Origin of the sequence: Pseudomonas sp. J380, from assembly GCF_009827115.1 — a bacterium.
GTDB lineage: Bacteria > Pseudomonadota > Gammaproteobacteria > Pseudomonadales > Pseudomonadaceae > Aquipseudomonas > Aquipseudomonas paracarnis.
This window is the reverse complement of the sequence record NZ_CP043060.1, coordinates 3899738-3918273: the sequence shown is the minus strand read 5'-3', so window position 1 is coordinate 3918273 and position 18536 is coordinate 3899738. Positions and strand designations below refer to the sequence as shown.

The 18536-nt window shown below is 57.8% G+C and carries 1 protein-coding gene; it reads right to left on the bottom strand.

Annotation, left to right across the window (positions count from 1 at the left end; genetic code table 11):
• Nucleotides 1–99: 99 nt before the first annotated feature.
• On the bottom strand, nucleotides 100–18417 hold the full coding sequence (locus tag FXO12_RS17625) for a retention module-containing protein (RefSeq protein ID WP_160049717.1): 18318 nt from the start codon (nucleotides 18415–18417) through the stop codon (nucleotides 100–102).
• Nucleotides 18418–18536 lie beyond the last annotated feature (119 nt).

The window sequence follows — 18536 nt, the reverse complement described above, 5'->3', positions numbered from 1 at the left end:
GCGTGTATGGGCGTGAGTATGCGATGCGCCGTCCGCCAGGGCCAGCGACCCGTAGGCCAAAAAATCGGCCGCCTGGAAGGGCGGCCGATCAATCGCGTCTTAGGTGTGATCGATCTTGATGGTCGGGTCGGCACCACTGATCAGCGAGTTGATGCTGGTGTGGGACCAATCGTTGCCTTCCAGTTTGATCGTCACATCAGCATTGGCCAGGCCACCGGCGGCGTTGAGCTTGCCTTCACTGCTCACTTGCAGGGTCGACACACCTTCTACCGTGGTGATCTTGAGGTAATTGTCGATGGTGCTGTCGGTTTCACCTTTCAACAAATCGCGCAGGTCAATGCGGTCGCCTTCGGACGCCTTGAAGTCCTTGATCACATCGTTGCCGATGTCGCCCGCCTTCCACACGAAGGTGTCGGCCCCCGAGCCACCGATCAGGATGTCGTTGCCCTGGCCGCCAATCAACGTGTCGTTACCCGTGCCACCCAGCAGGATGTCATTGCCTTTGCCGCCGTCCAGAAGGTCGTTGCCGCCCTGGCCGAACAGGATGTCATCGCCAGCCCCGCCCAACAGTGTATCGCCGGCATCTTTGGCGCCGGAGACGTCGAAGTCCACATAGTGCTCGGTGACGTACTGGTGAACGTTAGAGGCAGTCACTGCCGAGACAGCCACGCCGGTCTTCTGTGCGACAAAGGCCTGCAGCGCGTTGTAACCCTCGCCATTGATCCCGCTGAAGCTCACCAGGTCGCCGAAGAGGATGTCGTTGCCGTCGCCACCGCTGACGGTGTCCGCGCCCGGCAACGTCGCCTCTGTGTGGCCGAGGATAGCGTTGGCCAGGTCCTTCGGATCGATGTTGGCCTGTGGCTTGCCATCGCTGTCGTACGGTGCCAACTGATTCAGGCTGACCCCACTGTTGAGGCCGATGGCTTCTACGCCACCTGTGGACAGACCTTTAAGCAGTGCGAACGCGCTGTTGGAGTTGAGGGTGGTGGAGTAGTCGGTATCGTAGCCGAGGCCGCCTTGCACCGATATTTCATAGGTGCCATCCCCTTGGGCGTGGATGATTCCCTTGTTGTACCCCCAGCCGTAAGACCAGAGGGTTACCTTGCCGGCAGAGTTGATATCAAGGTAGTTATTCGAATCGATGTTGATCCGGGTGGCGGTACCTATGGTGTAGTTGTTCATGGTGACGACATCATCGAGCCTGACATTGCCGTACAAGTATGGGTTGGTCTGCTCGGACGCTTGGTAAAACGTCGGCTGACCATCGGTGATGAAGTACGTTGTATTGATAGCGCCAGTGTTGCCAGTCGCCTGGGCACTCTTGAAGAAGTTGGCCGCGGCCTTGAACACGTCTTCGTAGTTGGTCCCGCCGGTAGACACCATGGAATCCAGGACTTTCTGCAGCGAGTCCAATGCACCTGGGTCTTTCAGGTTGACTGTCACCGTGCGATTGACCTGGTCGCTGAAATCCGCCAGGAAGATATTCACAGTGCCAGAAGTGCTGGCGCCGATACTGTTTTTCAGCGAGTTGAACGTGGTGGTCAGCGAGGTTTTTGCCGCTGCTATCGAGTCCGCACCCATACTGCCCGATGTATCGATCATGAACGCGATGTTGTAGTTCTTGCCCTGCACCACGTTCAAGCCGGCGACGTCGGCCACGACAATGTCGTTGCCATCGCTGCCATTGATGGTGTCGCTGCCCGAGGTGCCGGTGACCGAATTGTAGGTCGCTGGGTGCACCGTGACGGGCAATTGCGCGGTGGTGGTCGCTGAACCGCCGATGCTCTCGGTGGACGTCGAAGTGACCGTCAGGTTGAACTGACCGCTGTAGTAGGTCGGCGGCTTGATGGTCAGGGTGTTCAGGTCCCAGCCCGTGACATTCACTTCGCCCACGGTTTTACCCGCAGTAAAGGTGTGCCCCGACGCGTCAGTGAGCACCGAGCCTGCCGGAATGCCGCTGATCTTCACGCTCAGGGTTTCGGAGCCGTCGGTGTCGGTCAGCGCGGTGGTGACCTTGGACAATTTGACCGTGCCGTTTTCCTGGCCTTCGTTGAGCTTGTAGCCCACGTAGTAACCGTCACCGTTGCTGCCATGCAGGTCGGATACGGTGACGCCGGCGTTGGTCAGGTCGGTAAGGCCGGTGTACAGCGGCACGGTGCTGGTGCTCAGGTTCTGCACCGCCCCGCCGTTGACCGACAGGTTGACGTCAAAGCTGCCAGGCCCCGCTTGGTTGGCCTGGTAGATCTCAAGGCTGTAGTAACCAGTGGTCGTTGGCGTGAACGAGCCGCTGAACTTGCCGCTGTTGGTACCCCACAAACCGCTCGCAACGTCTTTACCGCCAACGTTGACCACCACGCTGTCATCCGCGATACCGCTGAAGGTGTAGCTCTTGCCCGCTTCCATGTAGATCAGGCCGGAGATCTTGGAACCAGAGCCAGCGGCCACGTTGTCGACGGACTCGACGTTGGTCACCACAGAGGTGCTGTTGGGTGTGCCCGCGTTATCGATGGCTTTTTTCAGCACGTCCGGTGCAGCACCGTTGCCGTTGTTGCCGAGGCCGGCGATGCTGTTCCAGCCCTGTTTGACCAGGCCGGTCGAGGCAACGTTGTTGTCGGCCACGCTCAGGGTCGGTGCGTCGGCCACTGGGGTGATATCGACTTTCACCGTAGCGCTGGTGCCCAGGTCCTTGCCATCGGTTGGCTGGAACTTGAACTGCGCGTAATCCGCCTGCTTGTTACCCACGCCAGTGCCGCCGTAACCGTCGGCGCCGGACTCGTTGGCGTTCGGCATAAAGCGCAGTTGGCCGCCATCGATCTGGGCCTTGGTAAAGGTCTGGCCGCTGGTCACGTTGGTCCAGGTGCTGCCGTCCGCCGCAAGGTATTGCAGCTTGCCGGCTACTGGCAGGTCGGTGATTTTCACCCCGAGGCTGGCTTGTGGCGAGTCCACATCGCTCACGCCGAAGTTGGCCCAGGTCAGGGCCAGCGCCGTGTCTTCCGTACCGGTCACAGCACCGCCAGTGGCCACTGGTGCATCGTTGACCGCTACCACGTTGACGGTGGTGGTGGCCACGTTGGAGTAGTTGCCGCCATCGGTCACCGTCACGGTGATGGTGCGCGGTGTGGTGCTCGGGTCGTGGCTGTTGTTGGTGAACGTGATGTTCTGGATACGTTGCATGTAGTCAGCCAGCGTTGCGCTGCCGGACAACGTCAGGGTAATAGTGCCCGTCTGGTTGTTGGTGCTGACGCTGATGCCATTCACGCTATTGCCCAGGTTCAGGGCATCACCGGCCTGTGCGTTGGTCAGCGTGACCGTCGCGCCCGTCAGCAGTGTGCTGTCTGGGTCAGTGATCTTGATATCCGTATCGGCGATCGACACGCCCGGCCCGGCGGTACCCTCGGTAAATGTCGTCTTGTAATCGGCACCCGTGGCGCCGCTGGAGTTGTTGGCATCCAGGTCGATCACCGGCGGCGCATCGTTGTCGAGGATGTTGGTGGTGACGGTGCCTTTGTCGATCACCAGGTTCTCGAAGTTGCCTCCGGTGACCTTGTCGATGGTGATAACGATCTGTTCCGTAGGCTCGGTGATCTTGTCGTCGAGCGTGCGGATATCAAACGGCACGCTGCTGGAGCCTGCCGGGATCTTCACGGTGTACACGCCGGTGAAGTCCGAACCGTCAGTGGCGGTGCCGCTGTATTTGAGCGTCACGGTTACGTCGGTTTGCGGCGGGTTGGTCAAGGTCAGGGTGTAGTGGGCTGTGCCACCTTCAGTGACCGAGCCATCGCCCGTTATGCTGATTTTGGTATCCGTCACTACATCCGTGACCTTGGTGACCGCGGGGCTGGCGTCAACAATCAGATGCTCGTACTTGTCGCCACCGCTGACCACGCCGGTGATCTTGGCGCTGACATCATTGGCGCCGACATAGGCATCGTTCGGTGCGGTAGCTGTCGTGAAGCTGGTGGACTTGCCACTGCCGATGGTGATGGTCGAGCCGTTATCCAGCCTTACCACCAAGTCGGAGCCCACGTTGTTCACGGCCGCGCCGTTCTTGTCGACCAGGGACGCGGTGTAGACGATCTGCCCGCCTTCGCTGACCGAACCGGTGGCCTTGAGTACCACGGTCACGTCGTCGATGGTGTCGTTGATGGTGGTCGTGGCGCCCGCAGGTGTGATGGTCACCCCCTCGAAATTGCCGCCGGTGGTGCCGGTGATCTTGACGGTCTGGGTGCTCTTGTCGATGAACACGTCATCGGTAGGCGCCGGGACGGTCACCGTGCCCATGGTCTCACCTTGCTTGATGGTGATGCTCGAACCGTTGTCGAGCTGGACCAGCATGTCGCTGCCGGCCTTGTTGCTCAAGGTGGCGGTGTAGGTGATCTGGCCGCCTTCGTTGACCGCGGTCGGGGCAGTCAAGGTGACGGTGGTCAGGTCGGTGGAGCCTGGTGTGTCGGTGACGGTGGTGTTCACCGCCGTCGTGCCCGGCACGAGGTTCTCGAAATGCTCGCCACCGGTCACGCCTTTGATGGCGGTGGTGACGGTTTGGTCGCCTTTGTAGACGTCGTTTGGCGCTACGGTGGTGATGGAACCGCTCGACTGATTCACACCGATGGTGATGGTTTTGCCATTGTCCAAGGTGACGGTCAGCGGATTGGTGATGTTGGTCACCGCTGCGCCGTTTTTATCCACAAGGCTGGCGGTGTAGACGATGTTGCCGCCTTCGCCAACGGTGGTGGTGGCGGTCAGAACTACATCCACCTTGTCGATGGTGTCGTTGATCGTGGTGGTTGCGCCGTTGCCTGCCACTTCCAGTTTTTCGAAGTTGCCGCCGGAAGCGTCGGTGATCTTGACGGTCTGAGTGCTCTTGTCGATGAACACGTCATCGGTAGGCGCAGGCACAGTTACGGTGCCCACGGTCTCGCCAGCCTTGATTGTGATCGACGAGCCGTTGTCCAACTTCAGCGTGACGTCGGTCCCCGCCTTGTTGGACAGCGTGGCGGTGTACGTAATCTGGCCACCTTCGTTAACAGCGTTAGGCGCTGTCAGCGTCACAGTAGTGGTGTTGTCGGTACCCGGTGTGTCCGTGACGGTGGTATTCACCGCCGTCGTGCCAGGCACTAAATTTTCAAAGTGCTCGCCACCGGTTACGCCTTTGATGGCGGTGGTGACAGTTTGGTCGCCTTTGTACACGTCATCAGGAGCAACAACCGAAACGCTACCGCTCGATTGGTTTACGCCGATGGTGATGGTTTTGCCGTTATCCAGGGTCACGGTCAGCGGATTGGTGATGTTGGTCACCGGCGCGCCGTTCTTATCCACAAGGCTGGCGGTGTAAACGATGTTGCCGCCTTCGCCAACGGTGGTGGTGGCGGTCAGGACCACATCGACTTTGTCGATGGTGTCGTTGATCGTGGTGGTGGCGCCGTTGCCTGCAACTTCCAGTTTTTCGAAGTTGCCGCCGGAAGCGTCAGTGATTTTGACGGTCTGCGTGCTCTTATCGATAAACACGTCATCGGTCGGCGCAGGCACGGTTACGGTACCAACAGTTTCGCCAGCCTTGATGGTGATGCTTGAACCGTTGTCGAGTTTCAGCGTGACGTCAGTGCCCGCTTTGTTGGACAGCGTGGCGGTGTACGTGATCTGGCCACCTTCGTTAACAGCACTTGGCGCAGTCAAGGTGACAGTCGTGGTGTTATCGGTGCCCGGTGTATCAGTAACGGTGGTGTTAACCGGGGTAGTACCTGGAACCAGATTTTCGAAGTGCTCGCCGCCGGTCACGCCTTTGATAGCAGTGGTGACGGTCTGGTCGCCCTTGTACACGTCATCAGGAGCAACAACCGAAACGCTACCGCTCGATTGGTTTACGCCGATGGTGATGGTTTTGCCGTTATCCAGGGTCACGGTCAGCGGATTGGTGATGTTGGTCACCGGTGCGCCATTTTTATCCACAAGGCTGGCCGTGTAGACGATGTTGCCGCCTTCACCCACGGTAGTGGTGGCGGTCAGAACTACATCCACCTTGTCGATGGTGTCGTTGATCGTGGTGGTTGCGCCGCTGCCTGCAACTTCCAGTTTTTCGAAGTTGCCGCCGGAGGCGTCGGTGATCTTGACGGTCTGCGTGCTCTTATCGATAAACACGTCATCGGTAGGGGCAGGCACGGTTACGGTGCCAACAGTGTCGCCAGCCTTGATCGTGATCGACGAACCGTTATCCAGCTTCAGGGTGACGTCAGTGCCCGCTTTGTTGGACAGCGTGGCGGTGTACGTGATCTGGCCACCTTCGTTAACAGCACTTGGCGCAGTCAAGGTGACAGTCGTGGTGTTGTCGGTACCCGGTGTATCGGTAACGGTCGTGTTAACTGGGGTAGTACCTGGAACCAGATTTTCAAAGTGCTCGCCGCCGGTCACGCCTTTGATGGCGGTAGTGACAGTTTGATCGCCTTTGTACACATCATCCGGCGCGATGGTTGTAATAGAGCCACTCGACTGATTCACACCAATGGTGATGGTCTTGCCGTTGTCCAAGGTAACGGTCAACGGGTTGGTGATGTTGGTCACCGGTGCGCCGTTTTTATCCACAAGACTGGCGGTGTAGACGATATTGCCGCCTTCGCCGACGGTAGTTGTAGCAGTTAGAACTACATCCACCTTGTCGATGGTGTCGTTGATCGTGGTGGTTGCGCCGTTACCTGCGACTTCGAGTTTTTCGAAGTTGCCGCCGGAAGCGTCAGTAATCTTGACGGTCTGGCTGCTCTTGTCGATGAACACGTCATCGCTAGGAGCGGGCACGGTCACAGTGCCAACAGTGTCGCCAGCCTTGATGGTGATCGAAGAACCGTTGTCGAGTTTCAGCGTTACGTCAGTGCCCGCCTTGTTGGACAGCGTGGCGGTGTACGTAATCTGTCCGCCTTCGTTAACAGCGTTAGGCGCTGTCAGCGTCACAGTAGTGGTGTTGTCGGTACCCGGAGTGTCCGTAACGGTGGTGTTCACCGCGGTAGTGCCCGGCACCAGGTTCTCGAAATGCTCGCCGCCGGTCACGCCTTTGATAGCGGTGGTGACAGTTTGGTCGCCCTTGTACACATCATCAGGAGCAAGAACCGAAACGCTACCGCTCGATTGGTTTACGCCGATGGTGATGGTCTTGCCGTTGTCCAAGGTAACGGTGAGCGGGTTGGTGATGTTGGTCACCGGCGCGCCGTTCTTATCCACAAGGCTGGCGGTATAGACGATATTGCCGCCTTCGCCGACGGTAGTGGTGGCGGTCAGAACTACATCCACCTTGTCGATGGTGTCGTTGATCGTGGTGGTTGCGCCGTTACCTGCGACTTCGAGTTTTTCGAAGTTGCCGCCGGAAGCGTCGGTGATCTTGACGGTCTGAGTGCTCTTGTCGATGAACACGTCATCGGTAGGCGCAGGGACAGTGACGGTCCCAACAGTTTCGCCAGCCTTGATGGTGATCGACGAGCCGTTGTCGAGTTTCAGCGTGACGTCGGTCCCCGCCTTGTTGGACAGCGTGGCGGTGTACGTAATCTGTCCACCTTCGTTAACAGCGTTAGGCGCTGTCAGCGTCACAGTAGTGGTGTTGTCGGTACCCGGAGTGTCCGTAACGGTGGTGTTCACCGCGGTAGTGCCAGGGACCAGATTCTCGAAATGCTCGCCGCCGGTCACGCCTTTGATAGCAGTGGTGACGGTCTGGTCGCCCTTGTACACGTCATCAGGAGCAACAACCGAAACGCTACCGCTTGATTGGTTTACGCCGATGGTGATGGTCTTGCCGTTGTCCAAGGTAACGGTCAACGGGTTGGTGATGTTGGTCACCGGTGCGCCGTTTTTACCCACAAGGCTGGCGGTGTAGACGATATTGCCGCCTTCGCCGACGGTGGTAGTAGCGGTCAGGACCACATCTACCTTGTCGATGGTGTCATTGATGGTGGTGGTTGCGCCGTCGCCTGCCACTTCGAGTTTTTCGAAATTGCCGCCGGTGGTCTCGGCGATCTTAACGGTCTGGGTGCTTTTATCGATAAACACGTCATCGGTAGGCGCAGGGACAGTGACGGTGCCTACGGTTTCGCCAGCCTTAATGGTGATGCTTGAACCATTGTCGAGTTTCAGCGTGACGTCGGTGCCGGCCTTATTGCTCAAGGTCGCGGTGTAGGTGATCTGACCACCTTCGTTAACGGCACTTGGCGCTGTCAGCGTCACAGTAGTGGTGTTGTCGGTACCCGGTGTGTCCGTAACGGTGGTGTTCACCGCGGTAGTGCCCGGCACCAGGTTCTCGAAATGCTCGCCGCCGGTTACGCCTTTGATAGCGGTGGTGACGGTTTGATCGCCTTTATAGACATCATCAGGAGCAAGAACCGAAACGCTACCGCTAGTCTGGTTTACGCCGATGGTGATGGTCTGGCCATTATCCAAGGTGACGGTCAACGGATTGGTGATGTTAATCACCAGCGCGCCGTTTTTATCCACAAGGCTGGCGGTGTAGACGATATTGCCGCCCTCTCCAACGGTGGTAGTGGCGGTCAGAACCACATCGACTTTGTCGATGGTGTCGTTGATGGTGGTGGTTGCGCCGCTGCCTGCAACTTCGAGTTTTTCGAAGTTGCCGCCAGTGGTTTCGGTGATCTGTACGGTCTGGGTGCTCTTGTCGATGAACACGTCATCGCTAGGCGCAGGCACGGTCACAGTGCCAACCGTGTCGCCAGCCTTGATGGTGATCGAAGAGCCGTTATCCAACTTCAGCGTGACGTCGGTACCGGCCTTATTGCTCAAGGTCGCGGTATAGGTGATCTGGCCACCCTCATTCGCTTCGGTCGGAGCTGTCAGCGTTACGGTAGTGGTGTTATCGGTGCCCGGTGTATCAGTAACGGTGGTGTTAACCGGGGTAGTACCTGGAACCAGATTTTCGAAGTGCTCGCCGCCGGTAACACCCTTGATAGCGGTGGTGACGGTTTGATCGCCTTTATAGACATCATCAGGAGCAAGAACCGAAACGCTACCGCTAGTCTGGTTTACGCCGATGGTGATGGTCTGGCCATTATCCAAGGTGACGGTCAACGGGTTGGTGATGTTAGTCACCGGCGCACCGTTTTTATCCACAAGGCTGGCGGTGTAGACGATGTTGCCGCCTTCGCCAACGGTGGTGGTGGCCGTCAGGACCACATCAACTTTGTCGATGGTGTCGTTGATCGTGGTCGTTGCGCCGTTGCCTGCCACTTCGAGTTTTTCGAAGTTGCCGCCGGTGGTTTCGGTGATCTTGACCGTCTGCGTGCTCTTGTCGATGAACATGTCATCGGTAGGCGCAGGGACAGTGACGGTGCCAACAGTGTCGCCAGCCTTGATGGTGATCGACGAGCCGTTATCCAGCTTCAGGGTGACGTCAGTGCCAGCCTTATTGCTCAAGGTCGCGGTGTAGGTAATCTGACCACCTTCGTTAACCGCACTTGGCGCAGTCAGGGTGACAGTCGTTGTGTTGTCGGTACCGGGGGTATCGGTGACAGTGGTGTTCACTGCCGTAGTGCCAGGGACCAGGTTTTCGAAGTGCTCGCCGCCAGTCACGCTTTTGATAGCCGTGGTGACGGTTTGGTCGCCCTTATACACATCATCAGGAGCAATAACCGAAACGCTACCGCTCGATTGGTTTACGCCGATGGTGATGGTCTGGCCATTATCCAAGGTGACGGTCAACGGATTGGTGATGTTAGTCACCGGCGCACCGTTTTTATCCACAAGGCTAGCGGTGTAGACGATGTTGCCGCCTTCACCAACGGTGGTGGTGGCCGTCAGGACCACATCAACTTTGTCGATGGTGTCGTTGATCGTGGTGGTCGCGCCGTTACCTGCAACTTCCAGTTTTTCGAAGTTGCCGCCGGAAGCGTCGGTGATCTTGACGGTCTGAGTGCTCTTATCGATGAACACGTCATCGGTCGGCGCGGGCACGGTTACGGTGCCAACCGTGTCGCCAGCCTTGATGGTGATCGAAGAGCCGTTATCCAGCTTCAAGATGACGTCAGTACCGGCCTTGTTGTTCAAGGTCGCGGTGTACGTAATCTGACCACCTTCGTTTGCCTCAGCCGGAGCCGTCAACGTAACGGTGGTGGTGTTATCGGTGCCAGGGTTATCGGTGACAGTAGTGTTCACTGCCGTCGTGCCAGGGACCAGGTTTTCGAAGTGCTCGCCGCCGGTCACGCTTTTGATGGCGGTAGTGACAGTTTGGTCGCCTTTGTACACATCATCCGGCGCGATGGTGGTGATAGAGCCACTCGACTGATTCACACCAATGGTAATGGTCTTGCCGTTATCGAGGGTGACGGTCAGCGGATTGGTGATGTTAGTCACCGGTGCGCCGTTTTTATCCACAAGGCTGGCGGTGTAGACGATGTTGCCGCCTTCACCAACGGTGGCGGTAGCGGTCAGAACCACATCAACTTTGTCGATCGTGTCGTTGATCGTGGTCGTTGCGCCGCTGCCTGCAACTTCCAGTTTTTCGAAGTTGCCGCCGGAAGCGTCGGTGATCTTGACGGTCTGAGTGCTCTTATCGATGAACACGTCATCGCTAGGAGCGGGCACGGTCACAGTGCCAACCGTGTCGCCAGCCTTGATGGTGATCGAAGAGCCGTTATCCAACTTCAGCGTGACGTCGGTACCGGCCTTATTGCTCAAGGTCGCGGTATAGGTGATCTGGCCACCCTCATTCGCTTCGGTCGGAGCTGTCAGCGTTACGGTAGTGGTGTTATCGGTGCCCGGTGTATCAGTAACGGTGGTGTTAACCGGGGTAGTACCTGGAACCAGATTTTCGAAGTGCTCGCCGCCGGTAACACCCTTGATAGCGGTGGTGACGGTTTGATCGCCTTTATAGACATCATCAGGAGCAAGAACCGAAACGCTACCGCTAGTCTGGTTTACGCCGATGGTGATGGTCTGGCCATTATCCAAGGTGACGGTCAACGGGTTGGTGATGTTAGTCACCGGCGCACCGTTTTTATCCACAAGGCTGGCGGTGTAGACGATGTTGCCGCCTTCGCCAACGGTGGTGGTGGCCGTCAGGACCACATCAACTTTGTCGATGGTGTCGTTGATCGTGGTCGTTGCGCCGTTGCCTGCCACTTCGAGTTTTTCGAAGTTGCCGCCGGTGGTTTCGGTGATCTTGACCGTCTGCGTGCTCTTGTCGATGAACATGTCATCGGTAGGCGCAGGGACAGTGACGGTGCCAACAGTGTCGCCAGCCTTGATGGTGATCGACGAGCCGTTATCCAGCTTCAGGGTGACGTCAGTGCCAGCCTTATTGCTCAAGGTCGCGGTGTAGGTAATCTGACCACCTTCGTTAACCGCACTTGGCGCAGTCAGGGTGACAGTCGTTGTGTTGTCGGTACCGGGGGTATCGGTGACAGTGGTGTTCACTGCCGTAGTGCCAGGGACCAGGTTTTCGAAGTGCTCGCCGCCAGTCACGCTTTTGATAGCCGTGGTGACGGTTTGGTCGCCCTTATACACATCATCAGGAGCAATAACCGAAACGCTACCGCTCGATTGGTTTACGCCGATGGTGATGGTCTGGCCATTATCCAAGGTGACGGTCAACGGATTGGTGATGTTAGTCACCGGCGCACCGTTTTTATCCACAAGGCTAGCGGTGTAGACGATGTTGCCGCCTTCACCAACGGTGGTGGTGGCCGTCAGGACCACATCAACTTTGTCGATGGTGTCGTTGATCGTGGTGGTCGCGCCGTTACCTGCAACTTCCAGTTTTTCGAAGTTGCCGCCGGAAGCGTCGGTGATCTTGACGGTCTGAGTGCTCTTATCGATGAACACGTCATCGGTCGGCGCGGGCACGGTTACGGTGCCAACCGTGTCGCCAGCCTTGATGGTGATCGAAGAGCCGTTATCCAGCTTCAAGATGACGTCAGTACCGGCCTTGTTGTTCAAGGTCGCGGTGTACGTAATCTGACCACCTTCGTTTGCCTCAGCCGGAGCCGTCAACGTAACGGTGGTGGTGTTATCGGTGCCAGGGTTATCGGTGACAGTAGTGTTCACTGCCGTCGTGCCAGGGACCAGGTTTTCGAAGTGCTCGCCGCCGGTCACGCTTTTGATGGCGGTAGTGACAGTTTGGTCGCCTTTGTACACATCATCCGGCGCGATGGTGGTGATAGAGCCACTCGACTGATTCACACCAATGGTAATGGTCTTGCCGTTATCGAGGGTGACGGTCAGCGGATTGGTGATGTTAGTCACCGGTGCGCCGTTTTTATCCACAAGGCTGGCGGTGTAGACGATGTTGCCGCCTTCACCAACGGTGGCGGTAGCGGTCAGAACCACATCAACTTTGTCGATCGTGTCGTTGATCGTGGTCGTTGCGCCGCTGCCTGCAACTTCCAGTTTTTCGAAGTTGCCGCCGGTGGTTTCGGTGATCTTGACCGTCTGCGTGCTCTTGTCGATGAACACGTCATCGGTAGGCGCAGGGACAGTCACGGTGCCAACCGTGTCGCCAGCCTTGATGGTGATCGAAGAGCCGTTATCCAACTTCAGCGTGACGTCGGTACCGGCCTTATTGCTCAAGGTCGCGGTATAGGTGATCTGGCCACCCTCATTCGCTTCGGTCGGAGCTGTCAGCGTTACGGTAGTGGTGTTATCGGTGCCCGGTGTATCAGTAACGGTGGTGTTAACCGGGGTAGTACCTGGAACCAGATTTTCAAAGTGCTCGCCGCCGGTCACGCCTTTGATGGCGGTAGTGACGGTCTGGTCGCCTTTGTACACGTCATCCGGCGCGATGGTGGTGATAGAACCGCTCGACTGGTTTACGCCAATAGTGATGGTCTTGCCGTTATCCAGGGTCACGGTCAGCGGATTGGTGATGTTGGTCACCGGTGCGCCGTTTTTATCCACAAGGCTGGCGGTGTAGACGATATTGCCGCCTTCGCCGACGGTGGTAGTAGCGGTCAGGACCACATCTACCTTGTCGATGGTGTCATTGATGGTGGTGGTTGCGCCGTCGCCTGCCACTTCGAGTTTTTCGAAATTGCCGCCGGTGGTTTCGGTGATCTTGACCGTCTGCGTGCTCTTGTCGATGAACACGTCATCGGTAGGCGCAGGGACAGTCACGGTGCCAACAGTGTCGCCAGCCTTGATCATGATCGACGAGCCGTTATCCAGCTTCAGGGTGACGTCAGTGCCAGCCTTGTTGCTCAAGGTCGCGGTATAGGTAATCTGACCACCTTCGCTCGCCTCGGTCGGAGCCGTCAGCGTCACGGTAGTGGTGTTGTCGGTACCCGGTGTATCAGTCACAGTTGTAGTGACGTTATCTGTACCTGGGACCAGGTTTTCAAAATGCTCGCCGCCAGTCACGCCTTTGATAGCCGTGGTGACGGTTTGGTCGCCCTTATACACATCATCAGGAGCAATAACCGAAACGCTACCGCTCGATTGGTTTACGCCAATGGTGATGGTCTTGCCGTTATCGAGGGTGACGGTCAGCGGATTGGTGATGTTGGTCACCGGTGCGCCGTTTTTATCCACGAGGCTAGCGGTGTAGACGATATTGCCGCCTTCACCAACAGTGGTAGTGGCGGTCAGAACTACATCAACCTTGTCGATGGTGTCGTTGATCGTAGTGGTCGCGCCGCTGCCTGCCACTTCGAGCTTTTCGAAGTTGCCACCACTGGTTTCGGTGATCTTGACGGTCTGGGTGCTCTTATCGATGAACACGTCATCGGTAGGGGCGGGCACGGTCACAGTGCCAACAGTGTCGCCGGCCTTGATGGTGATGCTTGAACCGTTGTCGAGTTTCAGTGTTACGTCAGTGCCCGCTTTGTTGGAAAGCGTGGCGGTGTACGTAATCTGTCCACCTTCGTTAACAGCGTTAGGCGCTGTCAGCGTCACAGTAGTGATGTTGTCTGTACCTGGTGTATCAGTAACGGTGGTGTTAACCGGGGTAGTACCTGGAGCCAGATTTTCAAAGTGCTCGCCGCCAGTGACGCCTTTGATAGCAGTGGTAACGGTCTGGTCGCCTTTGTACACATCATCAGGAGCTAGAACCGAAACGCTACCGCTCGATTGGTTTACGCCAATAGTGATGGTCTGGCCGTTATCCAAAGTCACAGTCAGCGGATTGTTGATGTTGGTCACCGGCGCGCCGTTTTTATCCACAAGGCTGGCGGTGTAGACGATGTTGCCGCCTTCGCCGACAGTGGTAGTGGCCGTCAGAACTACATCGACCTTGTCGATGGTGTCGTTGATCGTGGTGGTTGCGCCGTTGCCTGCGACTTCTAACTTCTCGAAGTTGCCGCCAGTGGTCTCGGTTATCTTGACGGTCTGCGTGCTCTTGTCGATGAACACGTCATCGGTAGGGGCGGGCACGGTGACGGTCCCAACAGTTTCGCCAGCCTTGATGGTGATCGACGAGCCGTTGTCCAACTTCAGCGTGACGTCAGTGCCCGCTTTGTTGGAAAGCGTGGCGGTATAAGTGATCTGGCCACCCTCATTCGCCTCGGTCGGAGCTGTCAGCGTTACGGTAGTGGTGTTATCGGTGCCCGGTGTATCAGTAACGGTGGTGTTAACCGGGGTAGTACCTGGAACCAGATTTTCGAAGTGCTCGCCGCCGGTCACGCCTTTGATGGCGGTGGTGACGGTTTGGTCGCCCTTGTACACATCATCAGGAGCAACAACCGAAACGCTACCGCTCGATTGGTTTACGCCGATGGTGATGGTTTTACCGTTGTCCAAGGTAACGGTCAGCGGGTTGGTGATGTTGGTCACCGGCGCGCCGTTTTTATCCACAAGGCTGGCGGTGTAGACGATATTGCCGCCTTCACCGACGGTGGTGGTGGCGGTCAGGACTACGTCGACTTTGTCGATGGTGTCGTTGATCGTGGTGGTCGCGCCGTTGCCTGCGACTTCTAACTTCTCGAAGTTGCCGCCAGTGGTCTCGGTGATCTTGACGGTCTGTGTGCTCTTGTCGATGAACACGTCATCGGTAGGGGCGGGCACGGTGACGGTCCCAACAGTTTCGCCAGCCTTGATGGTGATCGACGAGCCGTTGTCCAACTTCAGCGTGACGTCAGTGCCCGCTTTGTTGGAAAGCGTGGCGGTATAAGTGATCTGGCCACCCTCATTCGCCTCGGTCGGAGCTGTCAGCGTTACGGTAGTGGTGTTATCGGTGCCCGGTGTATCAGTAACGGTGGTGTTAACCGGGGTAGTACCTGGAACCAGATTTTCGAAGTGCTCGCCACCAGTGACGCCTTTGATAGCGGTAGTGACGGTCTGGTCGCCTTTATAAACGTCATCCGGCGCGATAGTGGTGACAGAGCCACTCGACTGGTTCACACCGATGGTGATTGTCTTGCCGTTATCCAAGGTCACGGTCAGCGGGTTAGTGATGTTAGTCACCGGTGCGCCGTTTTTATCCACAAGGCTGGCGGTGTAGACGATGTTGCCGCCTTCGCCGACAGTGGTAGTGGCCGTCAGAACTACATCGACCTTGTCGATGGTGTCGTTGATCGTGGTGGTCGCGCCGTTGCCTGCCACTTCGAGTTTTTCGAAGTTGCCGCCAGTGGCCTCGGTGATCTGAACGGTCTGCGTGCTCTTGTCGATGAACACGTCATCGGTAGGCGCAGGGACGGTCACGGTGCCAACGGTTTCGCCAGCTTTGATGGTGATGCTTGAGCCGTTATCCAACTTCAGCGTGACGTCAGTGCCCGCTTTGTTGGAAAGCGTGGCGGTGTAAGTGATCTCGCCACCCTCATTCGCCTCGGTCGGAGCCGTCAGTGTCACGGTAGTGGTGTTATCGGTGCCCGGTGTATCGGTAACGGTCGTGTTAACTGGGGTAGTACCTGGAACCAGATTTTCAAAATGCTCGCCGCCGGTCACACCCTTGATAGCAGCGGTGACGGTCTGATCGCCTTTATAAATATCGTCTGGCGCCACGGTGGTAACGGTGCCGCTGGATTGGTTAACACCGATAGTAATGGTCTGACCGTTATCCAAAGTGACGGTCAACGGGTTAGTGATGTTAGTCACCGGTGCGCCGTTTTTATCCACAAGGCTGGCGGTGTAGACGATGTTGCCGCCTTCGCCAACGGTGGTGGTAGCGGTCAGAACCACATCAACTTTGTCGATGGTGTCGTTGATCGTGGTGGTCGCGCCGTTACCTGCAACTTCCAGTTTTTCGAAGTTGCCGCCGGTGGTTTCGGTGATCTTGACCGTTTGGGTGCTTTTGTCGATGAACACGTCATCGGTAGGGGCGGGCACGGTCACGGTGCCAACGGTTTCGCCAGCTTTGATGGTGATGCTTGAGCCGTTGTCCAACTTCAACGTGACATCAGTGCCCGCTTTATTGGAAAGCGTGGCGGTATACGTCACCTGACCACCTTCGTTCGCCTCGGTTGGGGCTGTCAGCGTCACAGTGGTGGTGTCGATCGAATCGGTAATGGTGGTAACCGCTGGCGTGGTGCTCGGCACCAGGCTCTCGAAATTGCCGCCAGTCGCGCCCGTAATCGTCGTACTGACGGTGCTGCCGTTGACGTAGACGTCATTAGCTGGCGTATCAACGACAACGCTGCCTGTCGACTCACCGGCCTTGATGGTGATCACCGAGCCATTGCTCAAGGTGACATTCACAGGCGTCTGCGCCGGGTTGGTCAAGGTGGCGGTGTAGGTGATCTGACCGCCTTCGGTCACGGTCGAACCAGCGGTCAGGGTGACCGTGGTGGTGTCGATCGAATCGGTAATGGTGGTGACCGCTGGCGTGGTATTCGGTACCAGGTTCTCGAAGTTACCGCCCGTTGCGCCCGTGATGGTGGTGCTGACGGTAGAGCCATTGTTGTAAACGTCGTTGGCCGGCGTATCGACCACAACGGTACCCGTCGACTCACCGGCCTTGATGGTGATCACCGAGCCATTGCTCAAGGTGACATTCACAGGCGTCTGCGCCGGGTTGGTCAAGGTGGCGGTGTAGGTGATCTGGCCGCCTTCGGTTACGGTCGAACCCGCGGTCAGGGTGACCGTGGTGGTGTCGATCGAATCGGTAATGGTGGTGACCGCTGGCGTGGTATTCGGTACCAGGTTCTCGAAGTTACCGCCCGTTGCGCCCGTGATCGTGGTGCTGACCGTCGAACCATTGTTGTAGACGTCGTTGACCGGTGTATCGACCACAACGGTACCCGTCGATTCGCCCGCCTTGATGGTGATCACCGAGCCATTGCTCAAGGTGACATTCACCGGCGTCTGCGCCGGGTTGGTCAAGGTGGCGGTGTAGGTGATCTGACCGCCTTCGGTCACGGTCGAACCCGCGGTCAGGGTGACCGTGGTGGTGTCGATCGAATCGGTAATGGTGGTGACCGCTGGAGTTGTATTCGGTACCAGGTTCTCGAAGTTACCGCCCGTTGCGCCCGTGATTGTGGTGCTGACCGTCGAACCATTGTTGTAGACGTCGTTAGCCGGCGTATCCACGACAACGCTGCCTGTCGACTCACCGGCCTTGATGGTGATCACCGAGCCATTGCTCAAGGTGACATTCACCGGCGTCTGCGCCGGGTTGGTCAAGGTGGCGGTGTAGGTGATTTGACCGCCTTCGGTCACGGTCGAACCAGCCGTTAGAGTGACCGTGGTGGTGTCGATGGTGTCGGTGATCTGCGTCACGGCCGGGTTAGGGTCGATGGTCAATACCAGGTTGCCGCCACCGGTGGTGCCCGTAACGCCCACGCTGATCTGGCTCGGGTCGTTGTACGGGGTGTCGTTGGGCGCCAGGGGTACGTTGACCGTACCGGTCAGTTGGCCTGACGGGATAGTAATCACCGCGCCATTGGACAAGGTGACGGTAAGGTCGCTGCTGGATGGCCGCGTCACGGTCGCGGTGTAGGTCAGCACACCACCGGCTTCGGTGATGGTGGGGGTTGCGCTCAGGGACAGGGTCGAAGGCTGTAGCACCAGGTTGCCTGCGTCAGCGGAGCCTGGGGCACCGGTCAGCGCGTTGAGAGCCGAAGTGCCCTGACCAAGCGTACCGGTGGGGAAGCCGATGGTCGGATCGACACGGCCGGCGGTCGCGTCCAGCACCACGAAGCTGTGGCCACCCCCGGCTGCGCCGTTACCGGCAGCGTTTGCGCCGGCGGCGGTGGCTTCCAGGTCGGTGGTCGGGTCGGCGCCAGCGGCGATGGCTTGTTGCAGCTCGGCAACCGATGGCGCGGCTTGCTCGCTGGCAGCGGCGAGGTCGAGGCTGGAGTCCGGCAGGTCGGCGCTCCACTGGGTGTCACGGCCCAGGTCCAGAATGCGACCGTCGGCCAGCTCCAGGCTCACGGCGCCCGACATACCGGTGTCGATCTGGTCGCCCGCGAACAAGCGATCACCTTCAACGAGGACGCGCCGAGCACCTTCCGGAGAAATAACGAAAACTTGACCAACAATGCTTTTGACGATGGCAACAACACTGCTCATTAAAATTTTCTCCGGCGATCCGTTTCGACAAATTCCATTTCGCAGCGCGCTATTAGGGCTGCCAATTGGGAGGGCGTAGTCTATATATGCATTGACGTCAAATAATTGGCTAGATTTTT